The sequence below is a fragment of the Micromonospora sp. NPDC051925 genome (genome assembly GCF_044548625.1).
Lineage (GTDB): Bacteria > Actinomycetota > Actinomycetes > Mycobacteriales > Micromonosporaceae > Micromonospora.
In genome coordinates this window covers 222,546-245,265 of record NZ_JBIUCH010000005.1, presented here as the reverse complement: position 1 = coordinate 245,265, position 22,720 = coordinate 222,546, and the positions used below count along the sequence as shown (strand labels likewise).

Annotated in this window: 21 protein-coding genes; 10 read left to right on the top strand and 11 right to left on the bottom strand. The window is 73.4% G+C overall.

The annotated features are described in order from the left end of the window. Nucleotides 1–18: 18 nt before the first annotated feature. Both ACIG87_RS09145 and ACIG87_RS09140 read right to left on the bottom strand, forming a co-directional pair. Nucleotides 19–1,017: an aldo/keto reductase family protein gene (locus ACIG87_RS09145; protein WP_396849597.1), complete on the bottom strand. Its 999-nt coding sequence runs from the start codon at nucleotides 1,015–1,017 to the stop codon at nucleotides 19–21. A 53-nt stretch (nucleotides 1,018–1,070) separates the two neighbouring features. Further along, nucleotides 1,071–5,435, bottom strand: a complete 4,365-nt coding sequence (locus ACIG87_RS09140) for a WG repeat-containing protein (RefSeq protein WP_396849596.1) — start codon at nucleotides 5,433–5,435, stop codon at nucleotides 1,071–1,073. Nucleotides 5,436–5,596: 161 nt separating this feature from the next. Here ACIG87_RS09140 and ACIG87_RS09135 point away from each other — a divergent pair, with 161 nt between their 5' ends. The 3 genes from ACIG87_RS09135 (at nucleotide 5,597) to ACIG87_RS09125 (ending at nucleotide 8,269) form a co-directional block, all read left to right on the top strand. After that, nucleotides 5,597–6,445, top strand: a complete 849-nt coding sequence (locus tag ACIG87_RS09135; RefSeq protein ID WP_396849595.1) for an ABC transporter permease — start codon at nucleotides 5,597–5,599, stop codon at nucleotides 6,443–6,445. Between the two features lie 79 nt (nucleotides 6,446–6,524). After that, nucleotides 6,525–7,298 carry an ABC transporter permease gene (locus tag ACIG87_RS09130; RefSeq protein ID WP_396849720.1) on the top strand — a complete coding sequence of 258 codons (774 nt, stop codon included), beginning with the start codon at nucleotides 6,525–6,527 and terminating at the stop codon, nucleotides 7,296–7,298. Then, nucleotides 7,295–8,269: an ATP-binding cassette domain-containing protein gene (locus ACIG87_RS09125; protein ID WP_396849593.1), complete on the top strand. Its 975-nt coding sequence runs from the start codon at nucleotides 7,295–7,297 to the stop codon at nucleotides 8,267–8,269. Before ACIG87_RS09130 ends, ACIG87_RS09125 begins: the two co-directional genes overlap by 4 nt. Before the next feature lie 113 nt (nucleotides 8,270–8,382). On the opposite strand, the gene ACIG87_RS09120 is transcribed toward ACIG87_RS09125, so the two are convergent. The 3 genes from ACIG87_RS09120 to nadA form a co-directional block, all read right to left on the bottom strand. Beyond that, on the bottom strand, nucleotides 8,383–9,006 hold the full coding sequence (locus tag ACIG87_RS09120) for a DUF3043 domain-containing protein (RefSeq protein WP_396849591.1): 624 nt from the start codon (nucleotides 9,004–9,006) through the stop codon (nucleotides 8,383–8,385). Between the two features lie 119 nt (nucleotides 9,007–9,125). Further along, complete coding sequence (murA, locus tag ACIG87_RS09115; RefSeq protein ID WP_396849590.1) at nucleotides 9,126–10,481, bottom strand: UDP-N-acetylglucosamine 1-carboxyvinyltransferase; 1,356 nt, start codon at nucleotides 10,479–10,481, stop codon at nucleotides 9,126–9,128. Between the two features lie 238 nt (nucleotides 10,482–10,719). After that, nucleotides 10,720–11,919 (bottom strand): quinolinate synthase NadA, encoded by a 1,200-nt coding sequence (gene nadA, locus ACIG87_RS09110; protein WP_396849588.1) that lies wholly within the window; start codon nucleotides 11,917–11,919, stop codon nucleotides 10,720–10,722. A 94-nt stretch (nucleotides 11,920–12,013) separates the two neighbouring features. On the opposite strand from nadA, the gene ACIG87_RS09105 reads away from it, so the two are divergent. The 4 genes from ACIG87_RS09105 to ACIG87_RS09090 all read left to right on the top strand — a co-directional run bounded on the left by ACIG87_RS09105 (nucleotide 12,014) and on the right by ACIG87_RS09090 (nucleotide 15,349). Further along, nucleotides 12,014–13,150: a glycerate kinase gene (locus ACIG87_RS09105; protein WP_396849587.1), complete on the top strand. Its 1,137-nt coding sequence runs from the start codon at nucleotides 12,014–12,016 to the stop codon at nucleotides 13,148–13,150. 246 nt (nucleotides 13,151–13,396) lie between these two features. Further along, a complete protein-coding gene (gene erpA, locus ACIG87_RS09100; RefSeq protein ID WP_091237771.1) occupies nucleotides 13,397–13,765 on the top strand; it encodes an iron-sulfur cluster insertion protein ErpA in 369 nt (122 codons plus the stop codon). Nucleotides 13,766–13,874: 109 nt separating this feature from the next. Next, nucleotides 13,875–14,852, top strand: coding sequence for a carbohydrate kinase family protein (locus ACIG87_RS09095; protein WP_396849585.1), 978 nt, complete (start codon nucleotides 13,875–13,877; stop codon nucleotides 14,850–14,852). Continuing rightward, nucleotides 14,849–15,349, top strand: coding sequence for an AAA family ATPase (locus ACIG87_RS09090; protein WP_396849583.1), 501 nt, complete (start codon nucleotides 14,849–14,851; stop codon nucleotides 15,347–15,349). The genes ACIG87_RS09095 and ACIG87_RS09090 overlap by 4 nt, the downstream gene beginning before the upstream one ends. Here the strand turns inward: ACIG87_RS09090 and ACIG87_RS09085 are convergent. Further along, nucleotides 15,337–15,546, bottom strand: a complete 210-nt coding sequence (locus tag ACIG87_RS09085) for a DUF397 domain-containing protein (RefSeq protein WP_396849581.1) — start codon at nucleotides 15,544–15,546, stop codon at nucleotides 15,337–15,339. The two genes, ACIG87_RS09090 and ACIG87_RS09085, sit on opposite strands and share 13 nt — an antisense overlap. A gap of 17 nt (nucleotides 15,547–15,563) precedes the next feature. After that, nucleotides 15,564–16,412, bottom strand: a complete 849-nt coding sequence (locus ACIG87_RS09080) for a helix-turn-helix transcriptional regulator (protein WP_357676816.1) — start codon at nucleotides 16,410–16,412, stop codon at nucleotides 15,564–15,566. A 105-nt stretch (nucleotides 16,413–16,517) separates the two neighbouring features. On the opposite strand from ACIG87_RS09080, the gene ACIG87_RS09075 reads away from it, so the two are divergent. Continuing rightward, the gene (locus ACIG87_RS09075) at nucleotides 16,518–16,820 is read left to right on the top strand and encodes a hypothetical protein (protein WP_396849579.1); all 303 of its coding nucleotides are present in this window, start codon (nucleotides 16,518–16,520) and stop codon (nucleotides 16,818–16,820) included. Between the two features lie 4 nt (nucleotides 16,821–16,824). On the opposite strand, the gene ACIG87_RS09070 is transcribed toward ACIG87_RS09075, so the two are convergent. Together ACIG87_RS09070 and ACIG87_RS09065 are read right to left on the bottom strand one after the other, a co-directional pair. Then, on the bottom strand, nucleotides 16,825–17,040 hold the full coding sequence (locus ACIG87_RS09070) for a sulfurtransferase TusA family protein (RefSeq protein ID WP_396849718.1): 216 nt from the start codon (nucleotides 17,038–17,040) through the stop codon (nucleotides 16,825–16,827). A 38-nt stretch (nucleotides 17,041–17,078) separates the two neighbouring features. Beyond that, complete coding sequence (locus ACIG87_RS09065; RefSeq protein WP_396849578.1) at nucleotides 17,079–18,230, bottom strand: cysteine desulfurase family protein; 1,152 nt, start codon at nucleotides 18,228–18,230, stop codon at nucleotides 17,079–17,081. A 172-nt stretch (nucleotides 18,231–18,402) separates the two neighbouring features. Here ACIG87_RS09065 and coxB point away from each other — a divergent pair, with 172 nt between their 5' ends. Continuing rightward, a complete protein-coding gene (coxB, locus tag ACIG87_RS09060) occupies nucleotides 18,403–19,374 on the top strand; it encodes a cytochrome c oxidase subunit II (protein WP_396849576.1) in 972 nt (323 codons plus the stop codon). Between the two features lie 10 nt (nucleotides 19,375–19,384). Then, nucleotides 19,385–19,813, top strand: a complete 429-nt coding sequence (locus tag ACIG87_RS09055) for a cytochrome c oxidase subunit 4 (protein WP_396849575.1) — start codon at nucleotides 19,385–19,387, stop codon at nucleotides 19,811–19,813. Between the two features lie 1,287 nt (nucleotides 19,814–21,100). On the opposite strand, the gene ACIG87_RS09050 is transcribed toward ACIG87_RS09055, so the two are convergent. Together ACIG87_RS09050 and trpD are read right to left on the bottom strand one after the other, a co-directional pair. Next, complete coding sequence (locus ACIG87_RS09050) at nucleotides 21,101–21,310, bottom strand: hypothetical protein (RefSeq protein WP_396849573.1); 210 nt, start codon at nucleotides 21,308–21,310, stop codon at nucleotides 21,101–21,103. A gap of 329 nt (nucleotides 21,311–21,639) precedes the next feature. Then, nucleotides 21,640–22,686, bottom strand: coding sequence for an anthranilate phosphoribosyltransferase (trpD, locus tag ACIG87_RS09045; protein WP_396849572.1), 1,047 nt, complete (start codon nucleotides 22,684–22,686; stop codon nucleotides 21,640–21,642). Between the last annotated feature and the right edge of the window lie 34 nt (nucleotides 22,687–22,720).

Genomic DNA, 22,720 nt, shown 5'->3' with positions numbered 1-22,720 from the left:
GAGATGGAGTCAGCGCGGTCAGGGGCGGCGGGCCGGGCTCTCGGTCTTGGCCGGGTCCCGTTCGGTGACCGGGGCGACGATGTCGTCGATGGCCTTGAGGAGATCCGCTTCGAGGGTCACCCCGGCGGCCTTGACGTTGTCGTGGACCTGGTCGGGGCGGGACGCGCCGATGATCGCCGAGGCGACGTTCGGATTCTGCAGCACCCAGGCGACGGCGAGCTGCGGCATGGTCAGCCCGGCCTGCTCGGCGAGCGGCTTGAGCTGCTGCACCCGGGTCAGCACCTCGTCGTCGAGCCACTTCGCGATGAAGTCGGCACCCGACTTCTCGTCGGTGGCCCTGGACCCGGCCGGCGGCGGCTGACCCGGCAGGTACTTGCCGGACAGGACGCCCTGGGCCATCGGTGACCAGACGATCTGGGAGATGCCCAGCTCCTCACTGGCGGGCACCACCTCGGCCTCGATGACCCGCCACAGCATCGAGTACTGCGGCTGGTTGGAGACCAGCGGGATGCGCAGCTCCCGGGCGAGGGCGTGGGCCTCCCGCAGCTGCGACGCCTTCCACTCCGAGACGCCGATGTAGTGCGCCTTGCCGGCGCGTACGACGTCGGCGAAGGCCTCCATCGTCTCCTCCAGCGGCGTGCTGTAGTCGTACCGGTGGGCCTGGTAGAGGTCCACGTGGTCGGTCTGGAGGCGGCGCAGCGAGCCGTTGATCGACTCCATGATGTGCTTGCGGGACAGACCACGGTCGTTGCGGCCGGGGCCGGTCGGCCAGAAGACCTTGGTGAAGATCTCCACCCCTTCCCGGCGCTCCCCGGCGAGGGCCTTGCCGAGCACCGTCTCGGCGCGCGTGCCGGCGTACACGTCGGCGGTGTCGAAGGTGGTGATGCCGGTGTCCAGGGCGGCCCGGACACACGCCAGCGCCGCCTCCTCCTCGACCTGGGAGCCGTGGGTGATCCAGTTGCCGTACGAGATCTCGCTGACCATGAGGCCCGAGCGGCCAAGGTGTCGGAATTCCATGCTCCGACCCTAGCCCCGCCCCGTCCCGCGCAGCCCGTCGGCGCGGTCGGTCGTCAGAGCACGGGGTGGGTGTCGGCGAGCAGCCTGTCGATCTCCACCACCACCGCGTCCCGGTCGGGGTGCACCGGGGGGATCAGCGGTTCGCCCCGCCGGTCCAGCGCTCCCCAGTGGCCCATCCCGTCGCCGACCAGGAACGCCACCGGGTGGATCACCAGCGCCGGGTGCACCGGCCGGACCAGCACCGTGCCGGTCCGGTCGACCACGCCCTGGCGGCCGGTCAGCTCCACCACGGCCAGCCCCTCGTCGGTGAAACCCTCGAGCCGGCGACCGTCGGACAGCGTCGTGGCGATCCCGTGGTAGCGCGGCGGGACGACCAGTCGGCCGTGCCGGTCCACCGCCCCCCAACCGCCCCGCCGGACCGCCGCCACCCCGGCGCGGAACGGTCGTACCTCCTCGAAGCCCGCCGGCACCAGCACGGTGCCGTCGGGCTCGATGGCCGACCAGTCCGCGTCACCGCCGTGCGACACCCAGGCCAGGCCGTCGGAGAAGGGCAGCACCCGGGTGTACGTGGGGCCGAGCAGAGTGGTGCCGGCCTCGTCGATCAGCTCCCAGCCGGCCTGGTCGGGGCGGCGTACCCAGGCCACCTGCTCGTGGAACGGCTGCGCCTCGGCGTACCGGTAGTCGACGACGAGGTCACCGTCGGCGTCCGCGTACCCCCAGCGGTCCAGGCCGTCGCGGGTGGGTATCGGGGACCGGCGGCCGTGCCGCACCTCGTCCCGGCTGCGGGGGTACGGCCCGAAGCCCGCCCGCGCCGCCGCTCGGGCGTACACCGCGTCCAGCGCCACCCCGATCCGGTCGGTCAGCTCCGGGTCCTCGGCCCGGTGCAGGTCCAGCGCCCGCTCGAAGTGTCCACATGCCTCGATCAACCGGCCCTGGTCGTAGCAGGAGCGGCCGGCGTGTTCGTGCAGGGCCGACCGCAGCCGGTCCGGGAGTTCCGTCGAGTTGGCCTCGGTGAAGAGCCGGTCGGCCTCGGCGAACTCGCCCTTCCAGCGCAGCGCCTCCGCCAGCCGTGCCCGGGCCAGCGCGGTACGGCGCAGTTCGCCGGTCGCCTCGGCGTAGGTCAGGGCGAGCCGGCCGTCGGCCAGCGCGTCGTCCAGATCGTCGACCAGTCGGGAGATCACCGCCCGCAGACTGAGCAGCCGGGCCCGAGCCCGGTTGTCCAGGGCCGAGGCGAGTTTCTCGGTCAGCCGGCGTCGGATGATCCGCAGTTCGGCCGGGTCGTCGACCACCTCGCGCAGGGTGTGCGGGTCCAGCCGCCACCGGTAGCCGGCCAGCACCTGCTCCGGATCATCCTGGAGCACCGCCGCCGACGCGGCCGTCGACGCGGCCCCGTCCGGCTCCTCGACGGCGGCCACCGTCGACGCCGAGCCAGGGCTGTCCCGGCGGATCCCGGTGGCGGTCGGCTCCGCTGCGCTGTCGGCCGCTTCGGCGGCGGTGGTCACCGCTCCGGCACCGGCGGCTTCGGTGCGGCTGCTGGTGGTCGTCCCCGTATCGGCCGGTCCGATGTCGGCCGTTGCGGTGCCGGTCGGTCCGGTGGTGGCCGGTCCGATGTCGGCCGGTCCGGTGGTGGCCGGCTCTGTCACGGCGCTGGTGCTCGTGCTGGCGGTGCCGGTGCCGGTGCCGGTGCCGTCGCCGGTTGCGGGCGGTGCCGGGACGGTGCTGCTTACGGGCGGTGCGGGAACGGCGCTGCCGAGGGTGGCCGTCGGGACGGCGCTGTCGCCGGACGGGGGCGCGTCGCTCCCGGCGGTGTCGGCCGGGGCGGAATCCCGCGCCGGGCCGGAGTCGGCGTCCGGGACTGCCCGGCCGGGGTCGGCGTCCGGGACGGCCGGGGCGGGGTCGGCGTCCGGGACGGCCGGGGCGGGGTCGGCGTCCGGGACGGCCAGGCCGGAGTCGGCGTCCGGGACCGCCGGGCCGGGGCGGCTCCGTGGGCTGCCCCCGTAGGGGGCGTCGGGCGGTACGGCCACGTCGACGGCGGGTGCTGCGGGGTCCGTCGTCGACGGCCGCCCGGTCCTGCCCAGGGCATCGGTGGCGGTGACCGGGGTGCTCGGGCCGGCGGTCGGCGGGGTGGGGTCGGGAGCTAGCACGTCGGCGGAGGGCCCGGAGCCGGCCGGTGGGTCCACCACCCGCGCCCCGCTGCCGCCGGCGACGGCAGGTCGGTTTCCGACGTCGGCGGCGCTGGTGGCCGGGCTGGGTGGCGTGGGGGTCGACCGGCCGGGCCGGAACCACGCCGCCGAACTGTCCGGCGTGGGACGGGCAACGGTGTCCGAGTGGTCGGTGACGTCGGGTTCCGGTGCCGGCGGGACGTACCGGCGTGGCTTGTCCGGGGTGATCTCGAGACCGCTCCGGCCGGTGCCGGTGCCGCCGGCCGTCGACACCGAGGGCCGCCCGGGGACATCCCGGTCGGTAGCCGGCGCCGGGGTGGGGCGGTCGAGCGGCGGTGGCGCGGTCGTCCGCCGGTCGGCCTCCGTGGGCTGGCGGAACTCGATGTGCAACCGGGTGGCGGGCGGTGCGGAGATCGGGGCGACGTCGTCCGGACCGGAGGAGGCCGGCCGGCCGTCGGCGCTGCGATCCCTGGTCGGCAGGTCGGTGGGCGGCACAGAGGTGCGGGGCGGCACAGAGGTGCGGGGCGGCACGGGGGTACGGGGCGGCACCGGGGCCGGAGCGGCCGGGGAGACCGGTGCCGGCGAGACCGGTGCCGGGAAAACCGGTGCCGGGAAAACCGGTGCCGGGGAGACCGGGAATCCGGAGACCGGAGCCCCGGAGACCGGGCGGCCCGGCGGCGGGCCGAAGGAGGGCGTACCGGAGACCGGGCGTCCCGGGGCCGATGCCGTACCGGGCCGACGGTCCCCGAGGTGGTCCGGGGCCCGCTCCGGAGCGAACCGGGCCGCCGGGCGGTCGTCGTACCGGGCGGGCGGGGTGACCGGCCGCATCGGTTCCGCCGGATGGCGCTCCGGACCGGGGTACGGCTGCCGGCCGTCGCGGCCGTGATCCGGTTCCTGGATGGGGCCGGGCCGGTCGGTGCCGGAGCGGCTCCACGGCTCGCGGGCCGGCGCGTGCGGCGGACCCGACCCGCGGGAGCGCACTTCGGGGTACGCCTCCGTGCGGGCCGCCGCCTCGCGCGGGTCCGGCGGTCGGCGCTCGTCGTGGCCGCGCGGGTGCTGCCACCGCTCCTCGGGGATCGGGGACATCGCCCCCCGGCCGTCGTCGAGGGGGCGGCGTCGATGGTCGTCGTGGCCGCGCGCGGCCGGTCGTTCGTCGGCTTCCCGGCGGGTCGACCGGGGTGGTTCGTCCTCCCGGAACCGTGCCGGGAGGTCCCGCTCGGGCCGTCCGGGCTGGGCCGGGTACGCGTCGTACCCGCCGGAGGCGCGGCGGTGAGGATCGTCGGCGGCCCGACGGCCGGGACCGGCGGAGTCGCCGGTCGGACGGCGGTCGTAGCCGTCCTCGGTGCTCCTGCGGTCGTGGCCGTCCTCGCGGACGACCGGGCGCTGGTAGCCGGCGTCGGCGTCGACCCGGCGTCGGTGGCTGTCGTCGTTGCCGGTCCGGCGGTCGTGACCGTTGTCGCTGACCCGGCGGTCACGATCGGGGCCGTCGGCGGCGCGGCGGCCGTGGCTGCCGTCGTCGGTGGCGTGGCGGTCGACGGCGTGGCGTTCGCCGGTGCCACGTCGACGGGGCGGGGGCTCGTCGGGTTCGGGCATCCAGCCCGGTTCGGCGAACCGGTCGGGACGGCTGCCGCGTGGTGGCTCGTGGCGGGGGGCGGGGGAGACGGGCGGCCGGCCGGGGGAGACCGGCGTGACACCGGGGGCGGTGCGGTCCTGACGGGGTGGGGTGTCGAACCGGTCGGCGTGCCGCCGGTCGGTGGCGGCGTGGTCGCGGTGCCAGCCGGTCTGGGCCGGCTCGGCGGTACCGCGTCGCCGGTCGGACCAACTGGTCCGGCCGGCGTGCCGGTCGGCCTCGTCGTACCGGGCCGGTTCGGTCCGGTCGTCGTACCGGTCCGGCGCGGGCTGCCGGCGTTCCCGCTGCCAGATCGGCTCGTCCGGGGGCCGGCGGTACGCCTCGTCGACGGGCCGACGGTAGAGGTCGTGGTCGGTGTGCCGGTCGGCGCGCTGGTCGTCCCAGCGGGGTGCCTCGTCGTCCTGGTCGGCCCAGGAACGGCCGAGGTACGTGCCGTCGGGCCGGGCCGGGGCCAGCGGGGGCACCTCGGCGCGCCCGAAGGCCCGTCCACGCGGGTCGGCGTAGCGGTTGCCGATGTCGCCGGGGTAGCGCTGGCCGGGGAACTGGGGATGCCATTCGCTGGTCGGCTCGATCACCCAGGACGGTTCCGCCGGGGCGTCCCAGCGGTCGTGCCAGCCGCCCGTCATCGGGGGCCTCCGTGTCCACGCGTGCGGCGCGGCCCGATGCCCGGCTCGCGTCGCTCGCTCACGGCGATGTCACCTCGTTGGAAATTGTCGTGCCGGGCGCCCCGGGATGCCGGTAGAGTCCCCCGTCCGGCACGGCGGGGCTGCGGAAGGAGGGTAGCGGCGTGGGCTCGGTCACCGCCACTGTGGCACCGTCCACGAGCGCAAACGTTACCCGATGGTTCCGGACATTCGGGGCTATAACTCGGGCCGGTTTCCGCCGGTACGCCACCTACCGGCAGGCCGCGCTCGCCGGTGTCGTGACCAACACCGTCTTCGGCTTCCTGCGCTGCGCGGTGCTGCTGGCCGCCGCCGGCGCCGGGACGGTCGGCGGGTACGACCGGCACCAGCTCGCCACCTTCGTCTGGGTGGGGCAGGGACTGATCGCCGTCGTGCTGCTCTGGGGCTGGACCGACCTGGCCGACCGGATCCGTACCGGTGACGTGGCCAGTGATCTGCTCCGCCCGGTGCACCCGGTGACCAGCTACCTCGCCACGGACCTGGGCCGGGCCGGGTACGCGGCGCTGGCCCGGCTGCTCCCGCCGGTCCTGGTCGGGCCGCTCTTCTTCGACGTGTACCTGCCGTCCCGGTGGCCCACCGTCGCGCTCTTCGTGGTCTCCGTGGCGACCGCCGTGGTGCTCTGCTTCGGCTGCCGGTTCCTGATCAACGCCTCCGCGTACTGGTTGCAGGACGTCCGGGGGCCGCTGCTGCTGTGGACCCTCGGTTCGGGAGTGCTGGCCGGGCTCTACTTCCCGCTGCGGTTCCTGCCCGAGTGGCTGCAACTGGCGCTGTGGTTCGGCACCCCGTTCCCGAGCGTGTTGCAGACCCCGCTCGACGTGCTTGTCGAGCGGGATCCTCCGGCCATTCAGGTCGGCCTGGTCGCCCTGCAACTCGGCTGGGCGGTGCTGGTGCTGGCCGCCTGCCGGCTGGTGCAGCGCCGCGCCGAGCGCCGCCTGGTGGTGCAGGGTGGCTGAGCACCCGGAGCCGGCGAACCGGGCGACCGGGTCGGCTCGACCCGCCGGGCCGGGTGGGACGTTCGGGGCGTACCGGGCGCTGCTCGGGGCACAGGCCCGCTCGCAGACGGCCTACCGGACGTCGTTCGTGCTGGACCTGCTGGGCAACGTGGGGGCCACCGTCTTCGACGTGGTCACCGTCCTGGTGATCTACGGGGTGACCCGTGAGCTGGGCGGTTTCACGCTGCGCGAGACGTTGGTGATGGTGGGGCTGTCGGCCAGCGCCTTCGCCGTGGCGGACCTGCTGGTCGGCAACATCGAGCGGCTGCCCGGCTACGTGCGTACCGGCCTGTTCGACGCGGTGCTGGTGCGACCGCTCGGCGCGCTGCCCCAACTGCTGCTGATGAGCCTGCCGCTGCGCAAGGTCTCCCGGGGCGTGTTCGGCATCGGGGTGCTGCTGGTGGCGCTGGCCTCGGCGGGGATCGACTGGACCCCGGCCCGGGTGGCGTTGGCGGTGGTCGCCCCGCTGGCCGGGGTGGTCTTCTTCGGGTCGATCTTCGTGGCCACCGCGACCGTGTCGTTCTGGTGGGTGGAGTCCGGCGAGCTGGCCAACTCGGTCACCTACGGCGGGCGGGACTTCACCTCGTACCCGGTGACCGTCTTCGAGGGGTGGTTCCGGGCCGCGTTCGCGTACGGCCTGGGGTTCGCCTTCGTCAGTTACCAGCCGGCGCTGGCGCTGCTGGGCCGCGCCGACCCGCTCGGCCTGCCGTCGTGGGCCGGCTGGGCCGCGCCGGCGGTGGCGCTGGTCGCCGCCGCGCTGGCGGCGGCGGCCTGGCGCACAGGTGTCCGCCACTACCGGAGTACGGGGTCATGAGCGTCATCGAGCTGGACGGGCTGCGCAAGGAGTTCACGGTACGGGTGAAGGCGGGCCGGCTGCGCCGCGAGAAGCGGACCGTCACCGCCGTGGACGGCATCGACCTGCGGGTGGAGCAGGGCGAGATGCTCGGCTACATCGGCCCGAACGGGGCGGGCAAGTCGACCACCCTGAAGATGCTCACCGGGGTGCTGAGCCCGTCGGCGGGTCAGGCGCGGGTCTGCGGGCTGCGCCCGGTCGCCGAGCGGACCCGGCTGGCGCTGCGGATCGGGGTGGTCTTCGGCCAGCGGTCCCAGCTCTGGTGGGACCTGCCGCTGCGGGACTCGTTCGACCTGCTGCGCCACCTCTACCGGGTGCCCGCCGCCGACCACGCGGCCCGGCTGCGCCGCTGCCGCGACCTGCTCGACCTGGACGCCTTCCTGGACACCCCGGTACGGCAGCTCTCGCTGGGGCAGCGGATGCGCGGCGAGCTGACCGCCGCGCTGCTGCACGGCCCTCAGGTGCTTTTCCTCGACGAGCCGACCATCGGGCTGGACGTGGTGAGCAAGCAGGCGGTCCGGGGCTTCCTCGCCGAGCTGGGCCGGGCCGGCGACACCACGCTGGTGCTCACCACCCACGACCTGGCCGACATCGAGCGGCTCTGCGCCCGGCTGGTGGTGATCGACCACGGCCGGGTGGTGCACGACGGCTCGATCGCCGCCCTGCACGCCCGGTACGGCTCCCGCCGGCTGGTCGTCGCCGAGCTGGACGCCCCGCTGGCGGTGCCCCCGCAGCCGGTGGGGGCCCCGCTGCACCGGGTCGAGGCCGACGGCCGCCGGCTGGTCTACACGCTGGAGTCGGCGGGGGTGGCGGAGGTGGTGTCCGCGCTCGCCGGGCTGGCCGCGCTGCGCGACGTCTCGATCGTCGAACCGGACATCGAGGACGTGGTGGCCCGGCTCTACCGGACCCCCGGCCCGCGCCGCCCGTCCTGACCGCCCCGCCCGTCCTGACCGGTCGCCGGGCGACCGCCGGGGTGTGGGTGGCGGCCGGGGCCGGACACGACGACGGCCCCGCCATCGGGCAGGGCCGTCGGGGCGGACGTCGGTCAGATCGGGTCGCCGATGTTCACCCGGGGGGCCGGGGCGCGCATCCGGCGGAAGGTGATCGACCGCATGATCGCGTAGAGGTAGAGCGAGCCCATCCGCTCACCGCTGTTGGGGAAGCGCTCCCGCACCAGCTTCTTGATCCGGCGGGAGATCAGCACCGAGTCGATCACCACGCCGAGCGCGAGCGCACCCCACACCACGTTGGAGGCGAGCCGGATCGCCGGCGGCATCGCGGCGTTCGACCCGATCAGCACGATCAGCGCGCCACCGAAGAACCAGGTGCCGATCGTCCGTCGGGAGTCGACCACGTTGCGGGCCAGCAGCCGCTCCGGCCCCCGGTCCCGGGGGCCGCCCTCGCGGCGGAACTCGGCCGCCGCCTCGGTGCGCGCCTTGCGGCGCTGCTCCCGGGCCTCCTCCTTGGTCAGCGGCCGGGTCGGACCGGCCGGACGACGGCCGGCGACCGGCCGTTTCGGGGTCTCGACGCCCAGTTCCTTCTTGCTCGGGGTGTAACCCCGGGGGCGCGCGGCGGACGGCTCCTCGGTCACCACCGTAGCGGTGACGGAGGAGTCGGAGTCGGCGGACTTGCGGCGAAACAACGACGGCACGAGGTGAAGGGTAGCCATACGACGGCGCCCGGTGCACATCACGGGTGCACCGGGCGCTCGGTGGAGCGGGTCGAACGGGGTCACCGCCGCTCGGTGGAGCGGGGTTACGGTCGTCCGGTGGAGCGGGTCGAGTCGGGTTACGGGCGCTCGACGTGCGCGCCGAGGCTGGCCAGCTTCGCCTCGAAGTCCTCGTAGCCCCGGTTGATCAGGTCGACGCCGTACACCCGGGAGGTGCCCTCGGCGGCGAGCGCCGCGATCAGGTGGCTGAACCCGGCCCGCAGGTCCGGGATGACCAGGTCGGCGGCGTGCAGCTTGCTCGGGCCGGCGATCACCGCGGAGTGCTTGAAGTTGCGCCGGCCGAACCGGCACGGGGTGCCGCCGAGGCAGTCCCGGTAGACCTGGATGTTCGCGCCCATGGTGTTCAGCGCCTCGGTGTAGCCCAGCCGCTGCTCGTAGACCGTCTCGTGGACGATCGACAGGCCCCGGGCCTGGGTCAGCGCCACGACGAGCGGCTGCTGCCAGTCGGTCATGAAACCGGGGTGCACGTCGGTCTCCAACGCCACCGCGTTCAGTTCGCCGCCCGGGTGCCAGAACCGGATGCCACCCTCCTGGCCCGGGTCGCTGAGCTTCGGCGGCCGGGCGTCGGTGACCTCGTACTCGCCACCGACAGAGCGGAAGATGTTCAGGAAGGTCATCATGTCGGCCTGCTGCGCGCCGAGCACCTCGACGTGGCCCCGGGTGGCCAGCGCCGCCGCCGCCCAGCTCGCCGCCTCGATCCGGTCCGGGATCGGCCGGTGGGTGTAGCCGTGCAGCCGCTTGACGCCCTGGATCTCGATCACCCGGTCGGTGTGCACCTTGATGATCGCGCCCATCTTCTGCAGGATGCAGATCAGGTCGATGATCTCGGGCTCGACGGCGGCGTTGCGCAGCTCGGTGACGCCCTCGGCCATCACCGCGGTCAGCAGCACCTGCTCGGTCGCGCCGACGCTCGGGTACGGCAGGGCGAACTTCGTGCCGTGCAGCCCGTTCGGCGCGGACAGGTGCAGACCCTCGGGGGTCTTGTCCACCGTCGCGCCGAACTCGCGCAGCGCCTGGAGGTGGAAGTCGATCGGGCGGGGGCCGATGTGGCAGCCGCCCAGGTCGGGGATGAAGGCGTGGCCGAGCCGGTGCAGCAGCGGGCCGCAGAACAGGATCGGAATCCGGCTGGAGCCGGCATGCACGTTGATCTGGTCGGTGCTGGCGCTCTCGACGTTGGACGGGTCGAAGACCAGCTCGCCGTCCTCGGTGCCGTCGGTCACCTTCACCCCGTGCAGGCCGAGCAGCCCACGGACCACCTCGACGTCACGGATCCTGGGGACGTCGAACAGCCGGCTGGGCGAGTCGCCCAGCAGCGCCGCGACCATCGCCTTGGAGACCAGGTTCTTCGCGCCGCGCACGCGGATCCGCCCTTCCAGCGGAGTACCTCCGTGTACGACCAGGACGTCGTCCGTCAACGCAACCTCCAACGCGCGTCGGGTGGTGCCGGGTGAGTCGATGATGGGGCATGCTGTCCAGCTGTCCGGTACGAGCTGTCCAGCTACCCGGAACGGGGCCGGCGCAAAACGGTCCCCGTGGTACTTCGCCCCGGCAGCATAGCCCTCCGTGACGAAATGGGAATCGGTCACATCACCAGTCAGGGCACGAACCGGGGATTCCGGTACGTTTCCGTACCATAGTAGTGACCGTACGTGATCAGGCGGCGGTGGGCGGCGGGGCGTCGGCAGCCGGTAGCGCGAGCATCTGGTCCAGTGCCACCCGGGCGTGGTACGCGGTGTCCGGGTCCACGGTGATCTGGTTCACCACCCGGCCGGCGACCAGTTCCTCCAGCACCCAGACCAGGTGCGGCAGGTCGATCCGGTTCATCGTGGAGCAGTAGCAGACCGCCTTGTCCAGGAACATGACCTGCTTGTCCGGGTGGGCCAGCGCCAGCCGGCGGACCAGGTTCAGTTCGGTGCCGACCGCCCACGCCGAACCGGCCGGGGCCGCCTCGATCGCCTTGATGATGTACTCGGTCGAGCCGACGTAGTCGGCGGCGGTGACCACCTCGTGCCGGCACTCCGGGTGCACCAGCACGTTGACCCCGGGCACCCGGGCCCGGACGTCGTTGACGCTGTCCAGGGTGAACCGGCCGTGCACCGAGCAGTGCCCGCGCCACAGGATCATCTTCGCGTCGCGCAACTGGGCGGCGGTGAGCCCGCCGTTCGGCTTGTGCGGGTCGTAGAGCACGCAGTCGTCCAGCGAGTAGCCCATCTCCAGCACCGCCGTGTTGCGGCCGAGGTGCTGGTCGGGCAGGAACAGCACCTTCGAGCCCTGCGCGTACGCCCAGTCCAGCGCCCGCTTCGCGTTCGACGAGGTGCAGACCACGCCGCCGTTGCGGCCGACGAAGCCCTTGATGTCCGCCGAGGAGTTCATGTACGTCACCGGCACGGTGTCCGCCGCGACACCCAGGTCGGTCAGCACCTCCCAGGCCCGCTCGACCTGCGACAGCACCGCCATGTCGGCCATCGAGCAGCCGGCCGCCAGGTCGGGCAGGATCACCCGCTGCGCGTCCGAGGTGAGGATGTCGGCGCTCTCGGCCATGAAGTGCACGCCGCAGAAGACGATGTGTTCCGCGTCCGGGCGGGCCGCCGCCTCCCGGGCCAGCTTGAACGAGTCGCCGGTGACGTCGGCGAACTGGATCACCTCGTCGCGCTGGTAGTGGTGGCCGAGCACGAACACCTTCGTGCCCAGCGCGGCCTTCGCCGCCGTCGCCCGGTCCACCAGGTCCGGGTCGCTCGGTGCCGGCAGGTCTCCCGGACACTCCACGCCACGCTCGGTGGCGGGATCGCTGCCGCGGCCGAGGAGCAGCAGCGCGGTCGCCGTGTTGGAGGGTTCCACCCAGGTCGAAGTCACGCCTTCATGGTCCCACAACGGGCCGTTCGTACGGCCGCTGCCGGTGTGGGCTGCCACACTGCCCCCCGCCGATGTGGCCTGCCACACTCTGGGCATGCGCGTGCTGCTCTGCCCGGACAAGTTCGCCGGCACCCTGGAGGCCCCCGAGGTGGCGGCTGCCGTCGCCGCCGGCTGGCGCGAGGTGGACGACGCGGACGAGCTGCTCATCCGCCCCCTCGCCGACGGCGGTCCGGGCTTCGTCGCGGTGCTCGCCGACGCCCTCGACGGCCGGCGGATCGCGGTGCCGACGGTCGACCCGCTGGGTCGCCCGGCCCACGGTGAGATCCTGCTCACCGCCGACGGCACCGGCTACCTGGAGAGCGCCCAGGCGTGCGGGCTGCACCTGCTGGCCGCCGCCGAGCGGGATCCGAAGGCCACCACGTCGTACGGCCTCGGCGCGCTGGTCACCACCGCCGTCGAACACGGGGCCCGCACGGTGGTGATCGGGCTGGGCGGCTCCGGCACCAACGACGGCGGGGCCGGCCTGTTCGCCGCGCTCGGGGCGACCCCGCTCGACGAGGCCGGCCGGGCCCTGCCGTACGGCGGGGCGGCGCTGGCCGGCGTCGCCGCCCTCGACGGCGTGCCCCGGCTGCGCGGGGCCAACCTGGTCGCCGCCACCGACGTGGACAACCCGCTGCTCGGCCTGCACGGGGCCAGCAACGTCTACGGCCCGCAGAAGGGTGCCGACCGGGCCGACGTGCTGCTGCTCGACGCCGCGCTGGAACGCTGGGCGGCGGTGCTGGAGAAGGACCTGCCCGGCTGCCCGCCCGGTCTCGGCACGCTGCCCGGCGGGGGTGCGGCCGGCGGCCTCGGCGCGGCGATCCTGGCCCTCGGCGGGCGCTGCGAGTCCGGCATCGACCTGGTCAGCCGGGCGATCGGCCTGGACGCCGCGCTGGACGACTGCGATCTGGTGATCACCGGGGAGGGATCGTTCGACCACCAGTCGCTGCGCGGCAAGGTGGTCGCCGGGGTGGCCGGGGCGGCCCGCGACCGGGGGGTGCCCTGCGTGGTGCTGGCGGGACGGGTGAGCACCGGCCGGCGGGAGGCCGCCTCGGCCGGGGTGACCGAGGCGTACAGCCTGGTGGAGCACTTCGGCGGTGAGGAGCGCGGCGGGGTGGCGGCGGCGATGGGCCGACCCGCCGAGGGGCTGCGCGCCCTCGGTGCCCGCCTGGCCCGCCAGTGGAGCCGTTGACCGGGCATCCGGTGGCGGGACCGGGCCCTGCGGCGCGGGACCGGGCGGGTGGGCCGGGGCTGAGTGTGGGTGGTGGCGCGGGGTGAGCGGGTGGGCCGACGGGGCGACCTGCGGCGGCGATCACGCCAGCCGGGTGGGGTCGGCCGGGGCGGCGTACGATCGGAGCTGGACCACACCGGGAATCACTGGGCGACGCGAGCTGTTGGCCAGGGTGTCCGGACCCATACCGCGCAGGGAGATTTCCACGTGACCACGCCAGCGCAGACCGACTCGACCGAGGCCCAGGCCCCTACTTCCGTCGTCCTCACCGACGTCGCGGCGCAGAAGGTCAAGGCCCTGATCGAGCAGGAAGGCCGCGACGACCTGCGGCTCCGGGTCGCGGTGCAGCCGGGTGGCTGCTCCGGCCTGCGGTACCAGCTCTTCTTCGACGAGCGTTCGCTCGACGGTGACGTCGTCACCGACTTCGACGGGGTCGGCGTCGTCGTCGACCGGATGAGCGCTCCCTACCTGTCCGGGGCGACCATCGACTTCGCCGACCGGATCGACGCCCAGGGCTTCACCATCGACAACCCCAACGCGGGCAGTTCCTGCGCCTGCGGCGACTCGTTCAGCTGAGTCGCGATCCGTCGTCCGAGGGGGTCGTCCCGCCATGGGACGGCCCCCTCGTCGTCGCGACGGGACCGGTAGGCTGACCCGCGCCGTGCTCCCGACCCCGAGGGTTGACATGAAGATCGCCGTGACCGGCTCGATCGCGACCGACCACCTGATGAGCTTCCCGGGTCGCTTCGCCGACCAGCTCATCGCCGACCAGCTCCACAAGGTGTCGCTCTCCTTCCTGGTGGACGACCTGGTGCTACGCCGGGGCGGGGTGGCCGCCAACATCGCCTTCGGCATGGGGCAGCTCGGGCTGAGCCCGGTCCTGCTCGGCGCGGTGGGCGCCGACTTCGCCGACTACCGCTCCTGGCTGGAGCGGCACGGGGTGGACTGCGACTCGGTGCACGTCAGCGAGGTGGCGCACACCGCGCGCTTCGTCTGCACCACCGACACCGACATGTGCCAGATCGCCTCGTTCTACGCCGGCGCGATGAGCGAGGCCCGCAACATCGAGTTGGGCCCCGTCGCGGACCGGCTCGGCGGCCTGGACCTGGTCCTGGTCAGCGCGAACGACCCGGAGGCGATGATCCGCCACTCGGCCGAGTGCCGGGAGCGGGGGTACGCCTTCGTCGCCGACCCGTCCCAGCAGCTCGCCCGGATGGACGGCGCGGACGTGGTCTCGCTGATCGACGGCGCCGAGTACCTGATGACCAACGACTACGAGAAGTCGCTGCTCCAGAGCAAGGCCGGTCTCACCGACGCCCAACTCCTGGAGCGGGTGAAGGTCCGGGTCACCACCCTCGGCAAGGACGGCGTCGAGATCGCCGGCCGGGGCGTGGAGCCCTTCCGGGTGCCGATCGCCCGGGAGACCCGCGCGATCGACCCGACCGGGGTCGGCGACGGCTTCCGGGCCGGCTTCTTCGCCGCCCTGTCCTGGGGTCTCGGCCTGGAACGCGCCGCCCAGGTCGGCTCGCTGCTGGCCACCCTGGTGCTGGAGACCGTCGGCACCCAGGAGTACGACGTGCGGCGCGACCTGTTCGTCAAGCGGCTCGCCGAGTCGTACGGCGACGCCGCCGCCGAGGATGTCCGGCCGCACCTGGTGCCATGACGCAGCTGCTGGTCGTGTTCGCCGGCCTGCCGGGGGTGGGTAAGAGCACCCTCGCCAGGCAGGTCGGCGTGGCGCTGGGCGCCCCGGTGCTGCCGATCGGCCCGATCGAGCGGGCGCTGGTCCGGCACGGGTTGACGGGCCACGGGTCGGGCCTGGCCGGGTACGACGCGCTGGCCGGGCTGGCCGAGGTGCAGCTCGGCCTGGGCACCGGCGTGGTGGTCGACGCGGTCAACCCGGTGGCCAGCGCGCGGGAGCTCTGGTTCGACCTGGCCGCGCGGGCCGGGGTGCCGCTGCGGTTGATCGAGGTGTACTGCGGTGACGAGGCGGAGCTGCGCCGCCGGGTCGAGGCCCGGCACGCCGCCGACCCGCTCGCCCCGACCTGGGAGCAGGTCCGACACCGCAGCGCGGACTACGAACCGCTGATCGGTCCCCGGCTGGTGGTCGACACCACCATCGTGATCGACCCGCTCCCGGCGATCCTGCGTTACCTGGCCTGACCGGGGGAGCGGGCCGGGGTGGCGGCGACGAACGCCGTCCACTGGTGCGCCGGGAAGAGCAGCACCGGGCCGGAGGGGTCCTTGCTGTCCCGTACCGCCATCAGGTCGGGCAGGACAGCGCACTCGACGCAGTCGCCGTTGTTGGTGCTGCGGCTGCTGGTGAACCAGTGGGCGGTGGCGAGGTCGGGGGTGTGCACGGTGGCCTCCGGGGGCGCTAGGCCGCGCCGGCCAACTCCCTGATCAACGCGCGCGACTCGGCGGGTGAGAGGGCGACCTGGCGCAGGTTGTCTGCCACCATGCTATAGGTGCGGACGCCGTCCGGGTCCTGCACGTACATCGCCCCGTCCAGCACCTCGGTGTAGGCGATCGGCCGGACGTTGGCGAAGTCCAGCAGGACGAACTTGCCGATCGCGCCGGCGGCGTGCGGGCCGTCCTCGGGGCGGAGCACCTGCACGGTGACGTTCGGCAGCTCCGACATGGTGGCCAGGTGCCGGAGCTGGGCCCGCCGGGTCTCGTCGCCGTTGACCCGCAGCCGCAGCGCCGCCTCGCCGATCACCGCGTGCAGGGTGAGCGGGTCGTCGTCGGTGAGCCTCCTGGCGCGGGTCTGCCGGAACGACACGAAACGCTCGGCATGGTCGGGGCGGACGAACCCGGTGCCCAGGGTCAGCGCCTGGGCGTACTCCTCGGTCTGGAGCAGGCCGGGGATGACCATGGACTCGAAGACGAATGCGCCGTCGGCCAACCCTTCCAGCCCGACGTACGTCTTGAACCAGTCAGGCATCACCGCGGCCCAGGGTGCCCACCAGGTCCTGGCGTCGGAGCGGCCGGCCAGCGCGGTCAGCCGGTCGATCGCCGGCTGGTCGGCCCCGCAGGCGCGGAGCACGGCCGCGATGTCCTCGGGGAACTGCTGGTAACGACCGGTCTCCATGTGACCGAGCTTCGGCTTGCCGATGCCGGTGCTGGCGGCCAGTTCGGTGAGCGTCATCGGTGCCTCGCGGCGGTACCGACCCAGCTCGGCACCGATCAGCCAGCGCAGCGCGGACGGATCCGTTCGCCTACCCATGTAATTGCCTCCAGATTCGTGTACCGACGAGAACATCATGGCGACAGGTCTTCCAAAGAGCAAGGATGACGACTATACGTATAGCAACGACTCTTGGAGGTGGCCATGTCCGACCCCGTGCTCCCGCCGCTCGGTACGCCCGAGGAGTTCCACCAGATGCTCGTCGACCTGGCGAACGAGTTCGCCCCACGCCGGTTCGCGATCGGTGAGGAGTACGGCGACCGGATCGACGGAGGGATCCTCGTCTGGGGCCTGGCGTTCCCCGACCGGGCACTGCTCTGCGGCGACCAGCAGGTCTCGGCCGGGCGTTTCGCCACCGCCGAGAGCGCGCTGCGGCTCCTCAGCCGCACCGGTCGCCGCCTCCGGCTGATCTGGATCGACGCGAGGCCGGTCGACACCCGCGTCTGACGGGTCAGCGGGTGCGGCGTACCTCGTAGCCCGGTCCGTCCGGGACGGCGGTGACGAACTCCTGGCCGCGCATCCGGCACCAGGCGGGGATGTCCACGGCGGCTGCCGGGTCGTCGGCGAGCACCCGCAGCACCGCACCGACCGGCAGCTCGGGCAGCCGGCGGGCCAGCGCGATCACCGGCAGCGGGCAGCGCTGCCCCCGACAGTCCAGCACCTCCACCGGCCCGGCCGGGGTGCTGTCCGGTCCGGCCGGGGTGGTCACAGGCCCACCACGCCGGCGTCGGCGCGCAGGTCGGCGACGATGCCGGGCAGCTCGGCGAGGAACCGCTCGACGTCCGCCTCGGTGGTGTCCCGGTGCAGCGAGACCCGGACGTTGCCGTGCGACAGCACCCGCATCGCCTCCAGCACGTGCGACGGGCGCAACGTCGAGGAGGTGCAGGAGGAGCCGGAGGAGACGGCGAAACCGCGCCGGTCGAGCGCGTGCAGCAGCACCTCGCCGTCGACGTACAGGCAGGAGAAGGTCACCAGGTGGGGGAGCCGGTCGACCGGGTCGCCGACCACCTCCACGTCCGGCACCTCGGCGGCCACCCGGGCCCGGATCCGGTCGACCAGCGGGGTCAGCCGGGCCGCCTCGGCCGCTGCGTCGGCCGCCGCCGCGCGCAGGCTCGCCGCCGCCGCCACCACCGCCGGCAGGTTCACCACCCCGGGGGTACGCCCGAACTCCCGCTCGTCGGTCGGCCACGGCGACTCCCAGCGGGTGCCCTTGCGGACCACCAGCAGCCCGACGCCGGGTGGCCCGCCCCACTTGTGGGCACTCGCGGTCAGCACCGACCAGCCGGCCGGCACCGGCACCCGGCAGACCACCTGGGCCGCGTCCACGTAGAGCGGAACCCCGGCGGCGGCGCAGGCGGCGGCGGCCTCGGCGACCGGCTGGACGGTGCCGACCTCGTGGCTGGCCGCGATGAGCGCCGCCAGGGCCACCCCCGGTGCGCGTACCGCCTCGGACCAGGCGCGCAGGTCGAGCCGGCCGAGCCGGTCCACCGGCACCGACGTCGCGTCGCCTCCGTCGGCCACGTGCCGCTCGGCGGCGTGCAGCACCGCCGAGTGTTCGATCGCCGAGTGGACCAGGGTGCCGCCGGCCCGCCGCCGGCCCGCCAGGCCACCGAGGACGGCGGCATGCGCTGCGGTCGTACCGCTGGGGGTGAAGGAGACCTCGTCGGCGCGGACGCCGAGGGTGGCCGCGGTGGCCTCGCGGGCGGCGTCGAGGAGCTGCCGGGCCCGGCGGGCCTGGGTGTAGAGCCGGGCCGGGTCGGCCCAACCGTCGTCGAGGGCGGCCAGCAGCGCCTGCCGGGCGACCGGGTGCAGCGGCGCGGCGGTGGCAGCGTCCAGGTAGACCGGGTTGGCACTCACGACCGATGAGGCTATCGCGTCGGGACGGCCAAGATCCCCCCGATGGGGGTGGACACTGACCCCCAAGACGGTCGAGCCCGCCATGGTCGAGTAATCTGCGACCGTCGGTGACGCCTTTGCCGTCGGTGCTGATGGAAAGCCCCGCCGCGGCGCGCTAGGGAGGCAGGACCAGGTGGTCGCAAGGAGTTCGGAGGTACGGCCGTCGGCCGTACGGCACAGCGCTTCCCCCGGAGCCGGTGAGCGTCGGCGGCGTGGTGCTGGCCGGCTCGCCGGGCTCGGTCTCGGCGGAGCTGCGCTGCTGGTTCTGCTCACCGGGTGTGACGTCGGCCGCTCGGTCGACGGCTTCGGCTGGCCGCAGGGCGGCATCACCCCCGAGGCGCACCGGATGTACGACCTGTGGATCGCGTCCTGCATCGCCGCCCTGGCGGTCGGTGTCTTCGTCTGGGGCCTGATCTTCTGGTGCGTGGTGCGCTACCGCAAGCGCGGCAACGAGCTGCCGGTGCAGACCCGCTACAACCTGCCGATGGAGTTCCTCTACACCATCGCGCCGATCCTGATCGTCTCCGTGCTCTTCTACTACACGGCGGTGGTCCAGACCGACGTGGTGCGCACCACGAAGAACCCCGACGTCACCGTCGAGGTCGTCGCCTTCAAGTGGAACTGGCAGTTCAACTACCGCGACGGCCAGGGCACCGAGGCCAACACCGTGGCCTCGGTGTTGGGCACCAGCGAGGTCATCCCGGTGCTGGTGCTGCCGACCGACCGGTCCATCCGGTTCGAGGAGACCAGCCGCGACGTCATCCACTCCTTCTGGGTACCGGAGCTGCTGTTCAAGCGCGACGTGATGCCCGGCAAGATCCGCAACGTCTTCGAGGTCTCCAAGCTGGAGTCCGAGGGCGCGTACGTGGGCCGCTGCGCCGAGCTGTGCGGCAGCTACCACGCCTTCATGAACTTCGAGCTGCGGGTCGTCTCCCCGGAGGAGTACGACCGGTTCCTGGCGGCCAAGCGGGACGGCAAGTCGACGCAGGAGGCGCTGACCGCCATCGGCCAGGACCCGTACGCGACGACCACGCAGCCGTTCGACACCCGTCGGACGAAGGACAACTTCAACCCGGACGACGCGTCCGCGAGTGCGGGAAGCTGAGGTATCCGGCATGAAGACCGAGTGGCGTATCTTCCTCATCATCGCCGGGTTCCTCTTCGGTGTGACGATCCTCTACGGCGCCTGGACCTACGGTGACTCCGGCGGCCAGGTCGAGTGGGTCGGCACGGTGGCCCTGCTGCTGTCCTTCCTGCTCTGCAGCATGTGCGGTGGCTTCTTCTGGTTCGTCTCCCGCCGGATCGACCTGCGCCCCGAGGACCGGCCGGACGGCGAGATCGCCGACGGCGCGGGCGAGATCGGCTTCTTCAGCCCTGGCAGCTACTGGCCGTTCGGCTTGGCGCTGGCCGCCGCGCTCGCCGGCCTGGGCCTGGTGTTCTGGCAGTTCTGGCTGCTCGGCCTGGGGCTGGTGTTGGTCATCTTCGCCGCCTGTGGCCTGCTCTTCGAGTACTACTCCGGGACGCGCCGCACCGCCGAGCACTGACCCGTACCGCACCGGCAGGCCCGCGTTCCACCCGGAACGCGGGCCTGCCGGCGTTTCCATGAACTGCCGCTGCCGCTGCCGCTGCCGCCTGAGCCGGCCGGATCGCCTCGCCCGGATCGCCTCGCCTGGATCGTGTCGCCTGGATCGCCTCGCCTGGGCCGCGCTGCGTCGCCTGGGCCCTGTCGCCTGGGCCCTGTCGCCTGGCTCGCGGCGGCCAGATCGTGGCGGATCGTGTCGCCCGGCTCGCGGCGGCTGGGCCGTATCGGCCGGGATGATCGACTCCGGCGGGCCGATGTAGCGGTGTCCCATCAACTTGATCCACTACACGGCTCCACGTGGATGGACCATGAGCCACCGGACGTGGGCGGAGCACCTCGTGGTGGGCGTGGACTGCCTCCCGTTCCAGCAGGTCACGATTCGTAAGGCGGGTGGCGTTCGTCTCCGCGATGTCCGCGACACATTCGTCGAGCTGGCCGACGGCGTCCAGGGAGAGCATGTAGTCCGCCCGCATCCTTTGGAGCTGATGACGTAGACGATTCACGTGGTCGACGGGCTGATCGACACATCGCTCTCTCCAGGCGGACCATGCACCCTCCCCGGGTGGGTGATGCGTTAACGTCATCAGCTCCAAAGGACGCGGACCTGACCTGGTATCCCGGCCGGGGGCGTACTGCCGCCCGCGATGTGTCGACCTGTAGCACGTGGACGTGCATGTCGTTGTAGCCGGGAACGACACATCTGCCCCCGCCGTCGATGATCCGAACGGTGTCGGGGGTTCGACCGGTGGATCCCCGGAGGCCGGTGACCGCGGCGATCCGGCCGTTCACCGGCCCGTTCGGTACACACCTGTGCGAGGGGATCCCTCGACCTTGTGCAGGCGGTTCGGCTCGACGCCGAACACCGGGCCCGCTGCCAGCTTCGGTACGGTCAGTTGATCAGGCCGGGGATGGTGGGCCGGGCAGCCATCCCGGCCGGGACAGCCATCCAGGCTGGCAACGATACGGCCGGGCAGAAGACGCAGGCTGGGCAGCGACAGAAGGCCGGGCGGTGACGCATGCCGGACGGTGACGCATGCCGGGCGGTGACGAAGCTAGGCAGGCAGAGACCGAGGCTGGGCGGAGACGAAGGCTAGGCAGACGAGACGCAGGCCGAAGGCTGGGCAGAGACGCAGGCCGGGCAAGCGATACGAGCCGGGAAGGCGGGGCCAGCCGGTGTCGTGTCAGGGAGTGCTCTCCCACCTGGGCTGCCAGGCACCGAGTCTGCCAGCGGCCGACCCGGTAGCTCCCATCAGGCGGCGTGTCGACCGGGTGCCGGCGGGCGGTGGCGGTGGTCGGCCAGCCGGGTGGCTCGGAAGGCGAACGTCGCGATCAGCACAGCCGTGCCGCAGCTGGTGCAGAGCAGCTCGGGACAATCGACGCCGTGACCGTCGGGGCACGGCGGGGCCTCGAACGGCTGAACGCCCTCGCAGGTGTCGCAGTAGAGCTCGCGGTCCGACACGGGCGTCTCCTCTCGCTCCGGAGCCCGACGACGGGCATCGCCGCCATCGTCGGAAAACGGAAAATTACTCCCGTGTAGTTTCGCACGCCCCTCCGACACTTCCTCGCCGCCTCGCCGCCTCGCCGCCTCGCCGGGCCGCCGCCTCGCCGGGCCGCCGTCCCGCAGGACCTGCCGCCTCGCCGGGCCGCCGGGCTGCTGGAGCTGTTGCCCGCTGGAGCTGCCGCCCCGCAGGAGCTGCCACAGCCCCGCCGTGGCCCCGCCCCGCCGGGCCATTGCGCTGCACCCTCGGCTTGCAGCGGCAGGTGGGCCGAGGCGGGGTGGCGACGGGGTCAGACGGAGCGGGCGACCTCGATCCAGCGGTCCAGGGCGGCGGCTGCCGCACCCGAGTCGACCGACTCCGCAGCGCGGGCCATGCCGGCGCGTACCGCCTCGGTGAGGTCACCGTCCAGCGGGGTCTGGGTGGCGAGCGCGACCGCCGCGTTGACCAGGACGGCGTCGCGTACCGGACCGGTCTCGCCGGCCAGCAGCCGGTGGGCCACGGCGGCGTTGTGGGCGGCGTCCCCGCCCCGCAGGTCGGCCAGGGTGGACCGGGGTACCCCGAGGTCGGCCGCGTCCAGCATGGCCTCCCGGACGGTGCCCCGCTGGGCCACCCAGACCCGGGTGGGCGCGGCGGTGGTGAACTCGTCCAGGCCGTCCTCGCCGCGCATCACGATCACCGAGTCGCCCCGGCCGGCGAAGACCTCGGCCATCACCGGGGCCATCCGGGCGTCGAAGCAGCCGACCGCGCCGGCGTGGGGCCGGGCCGGATTGGTCAACGGGCCGAGGAAGTTGAACGCGGTCGGCACGCCGATCTCCCGTCGGACCGGGCCGGCGTGCCGCATGCCCGGGTGGAACCGGGGCGCGAAGCAGAAGCCGATCCCCGCCTCGGCCACGCACCGGGCCACCTGCTCGGGGCCCAGATCCAGCGGTACGCCGAAGAACTCCAGCAGGTCGGCGGTGCCGCACAGGGAGGAGGCCGCCCGGTTGCCGTGCTTGACCACCCGGACACCGGCGCCGGCCACCACCAGCGCGGTCATCGTCGAGATGTTGACCGTGTGGGCGAGGTCACCGCCGGTGCCCACCACGTCGACCGCGGTACGACGCAGCTCCTCCGGCAGGGCCACCGCGACCGAGTTGCCGAGCATCGCCTCGACCAGGCCGGTCAGCTCGGCCGGGGTCTCGCCCTTGGCGCGCAGCGCGATCGCGAAGCCGGCGATCTGCGCCGGGCCGGCGGCACCGGCCATGATCTCGTTCATCGCCCAGGCGGTGTCGGCGGTGGACAGCTCGTCGCCGCGCAGCAGCGCGTTGAGCAGGTGCGGCCAGGTCCGATCGCCCATGGTGGGCCTCCCGAGCAGGCGTGGGGTGCGGGTG

Bases quoted from the DNA above. Each gene is read 5' to 3' on its own strand.
- trpD (WP_396849572.1), bottom strand. From the start codon at position 22,686: ATGGGCGATCGGACCTGGCCGCACCTGCTCAACGCGCTGCTGCGCGGC.
- ACIG87_RS09055 (WP_396849575.1), top strand. From the start codon at position 19,385: ATGAAGACCGAGTGGCGTATCTTCCTCATCATCGCCGGGTTCCTCTTC.
- ACIG87_RS09125 (WP_396849593.1), top strand. From the start codon at position 7,295: ATGAGCGTCATCGAGCTGGACGGGCTGCGCAAGGAGTTCACGGTACGG.
- ACIG87_RS09120 (WP_396849591.1), bottom strand. From the start codon at position 9,006: ATGGCTACCCTTCACCTCGTGCCGTCGTTGTTTCGCCGCAAGTCCGCC.
- ACIG87_RS09075 (WP_396849579.1), top strand. From the start codon at position 16,518: ATGTCCGACCCCGTGCTCCCGCCGCTCGGTACGCCCGAGGAGTTCCAC.
- ACIG87_RS09140 (WP_396849596.1), bottom strand. From the start codon at position 5,435: ATGACGGGCGGCTGGCACGACCGCTGGGACGCCCCGGCGGAACCGTCC.
- ACIG87_RS09145 (WP_396849597.1), bottom strand. From the start codon at position 1,017: ATGGAATTCCGACACCTTGGCCGCTCGGGCCTCATGGTCAGCGAGATC.
- ACIG87_RS09090 (WP_396849583.1), top strand. From the start codon at position 14,849: ATGACGCAGCTGCTGGTCGTGTTCGCCGGCCTGCCGGGGGTGGGTAAG.
- ACIG87_RS09105 (WP_396849587.1), top strand. From the start codon at position 12,014: ATGCGCGTGCTGCTCTGCCCGGACAAGTTCGCCGGCACCCTGGAGGCC.
- ACIG87_RS09080 (WP_357676816.1), bottom strand. From the start codon at position 16,412: ATGGGTAGGCGAACGGATCCGTCCGCGCTGCGCTGGCTGATCGGTGCC.
- ACIG87_RS09095 (WP_396849585.1), top strand. From the start codon at position 13,875: ATGAAGATCGCCGTGACCGGCTCGATCGCGACCGACCACCTGATGAGC.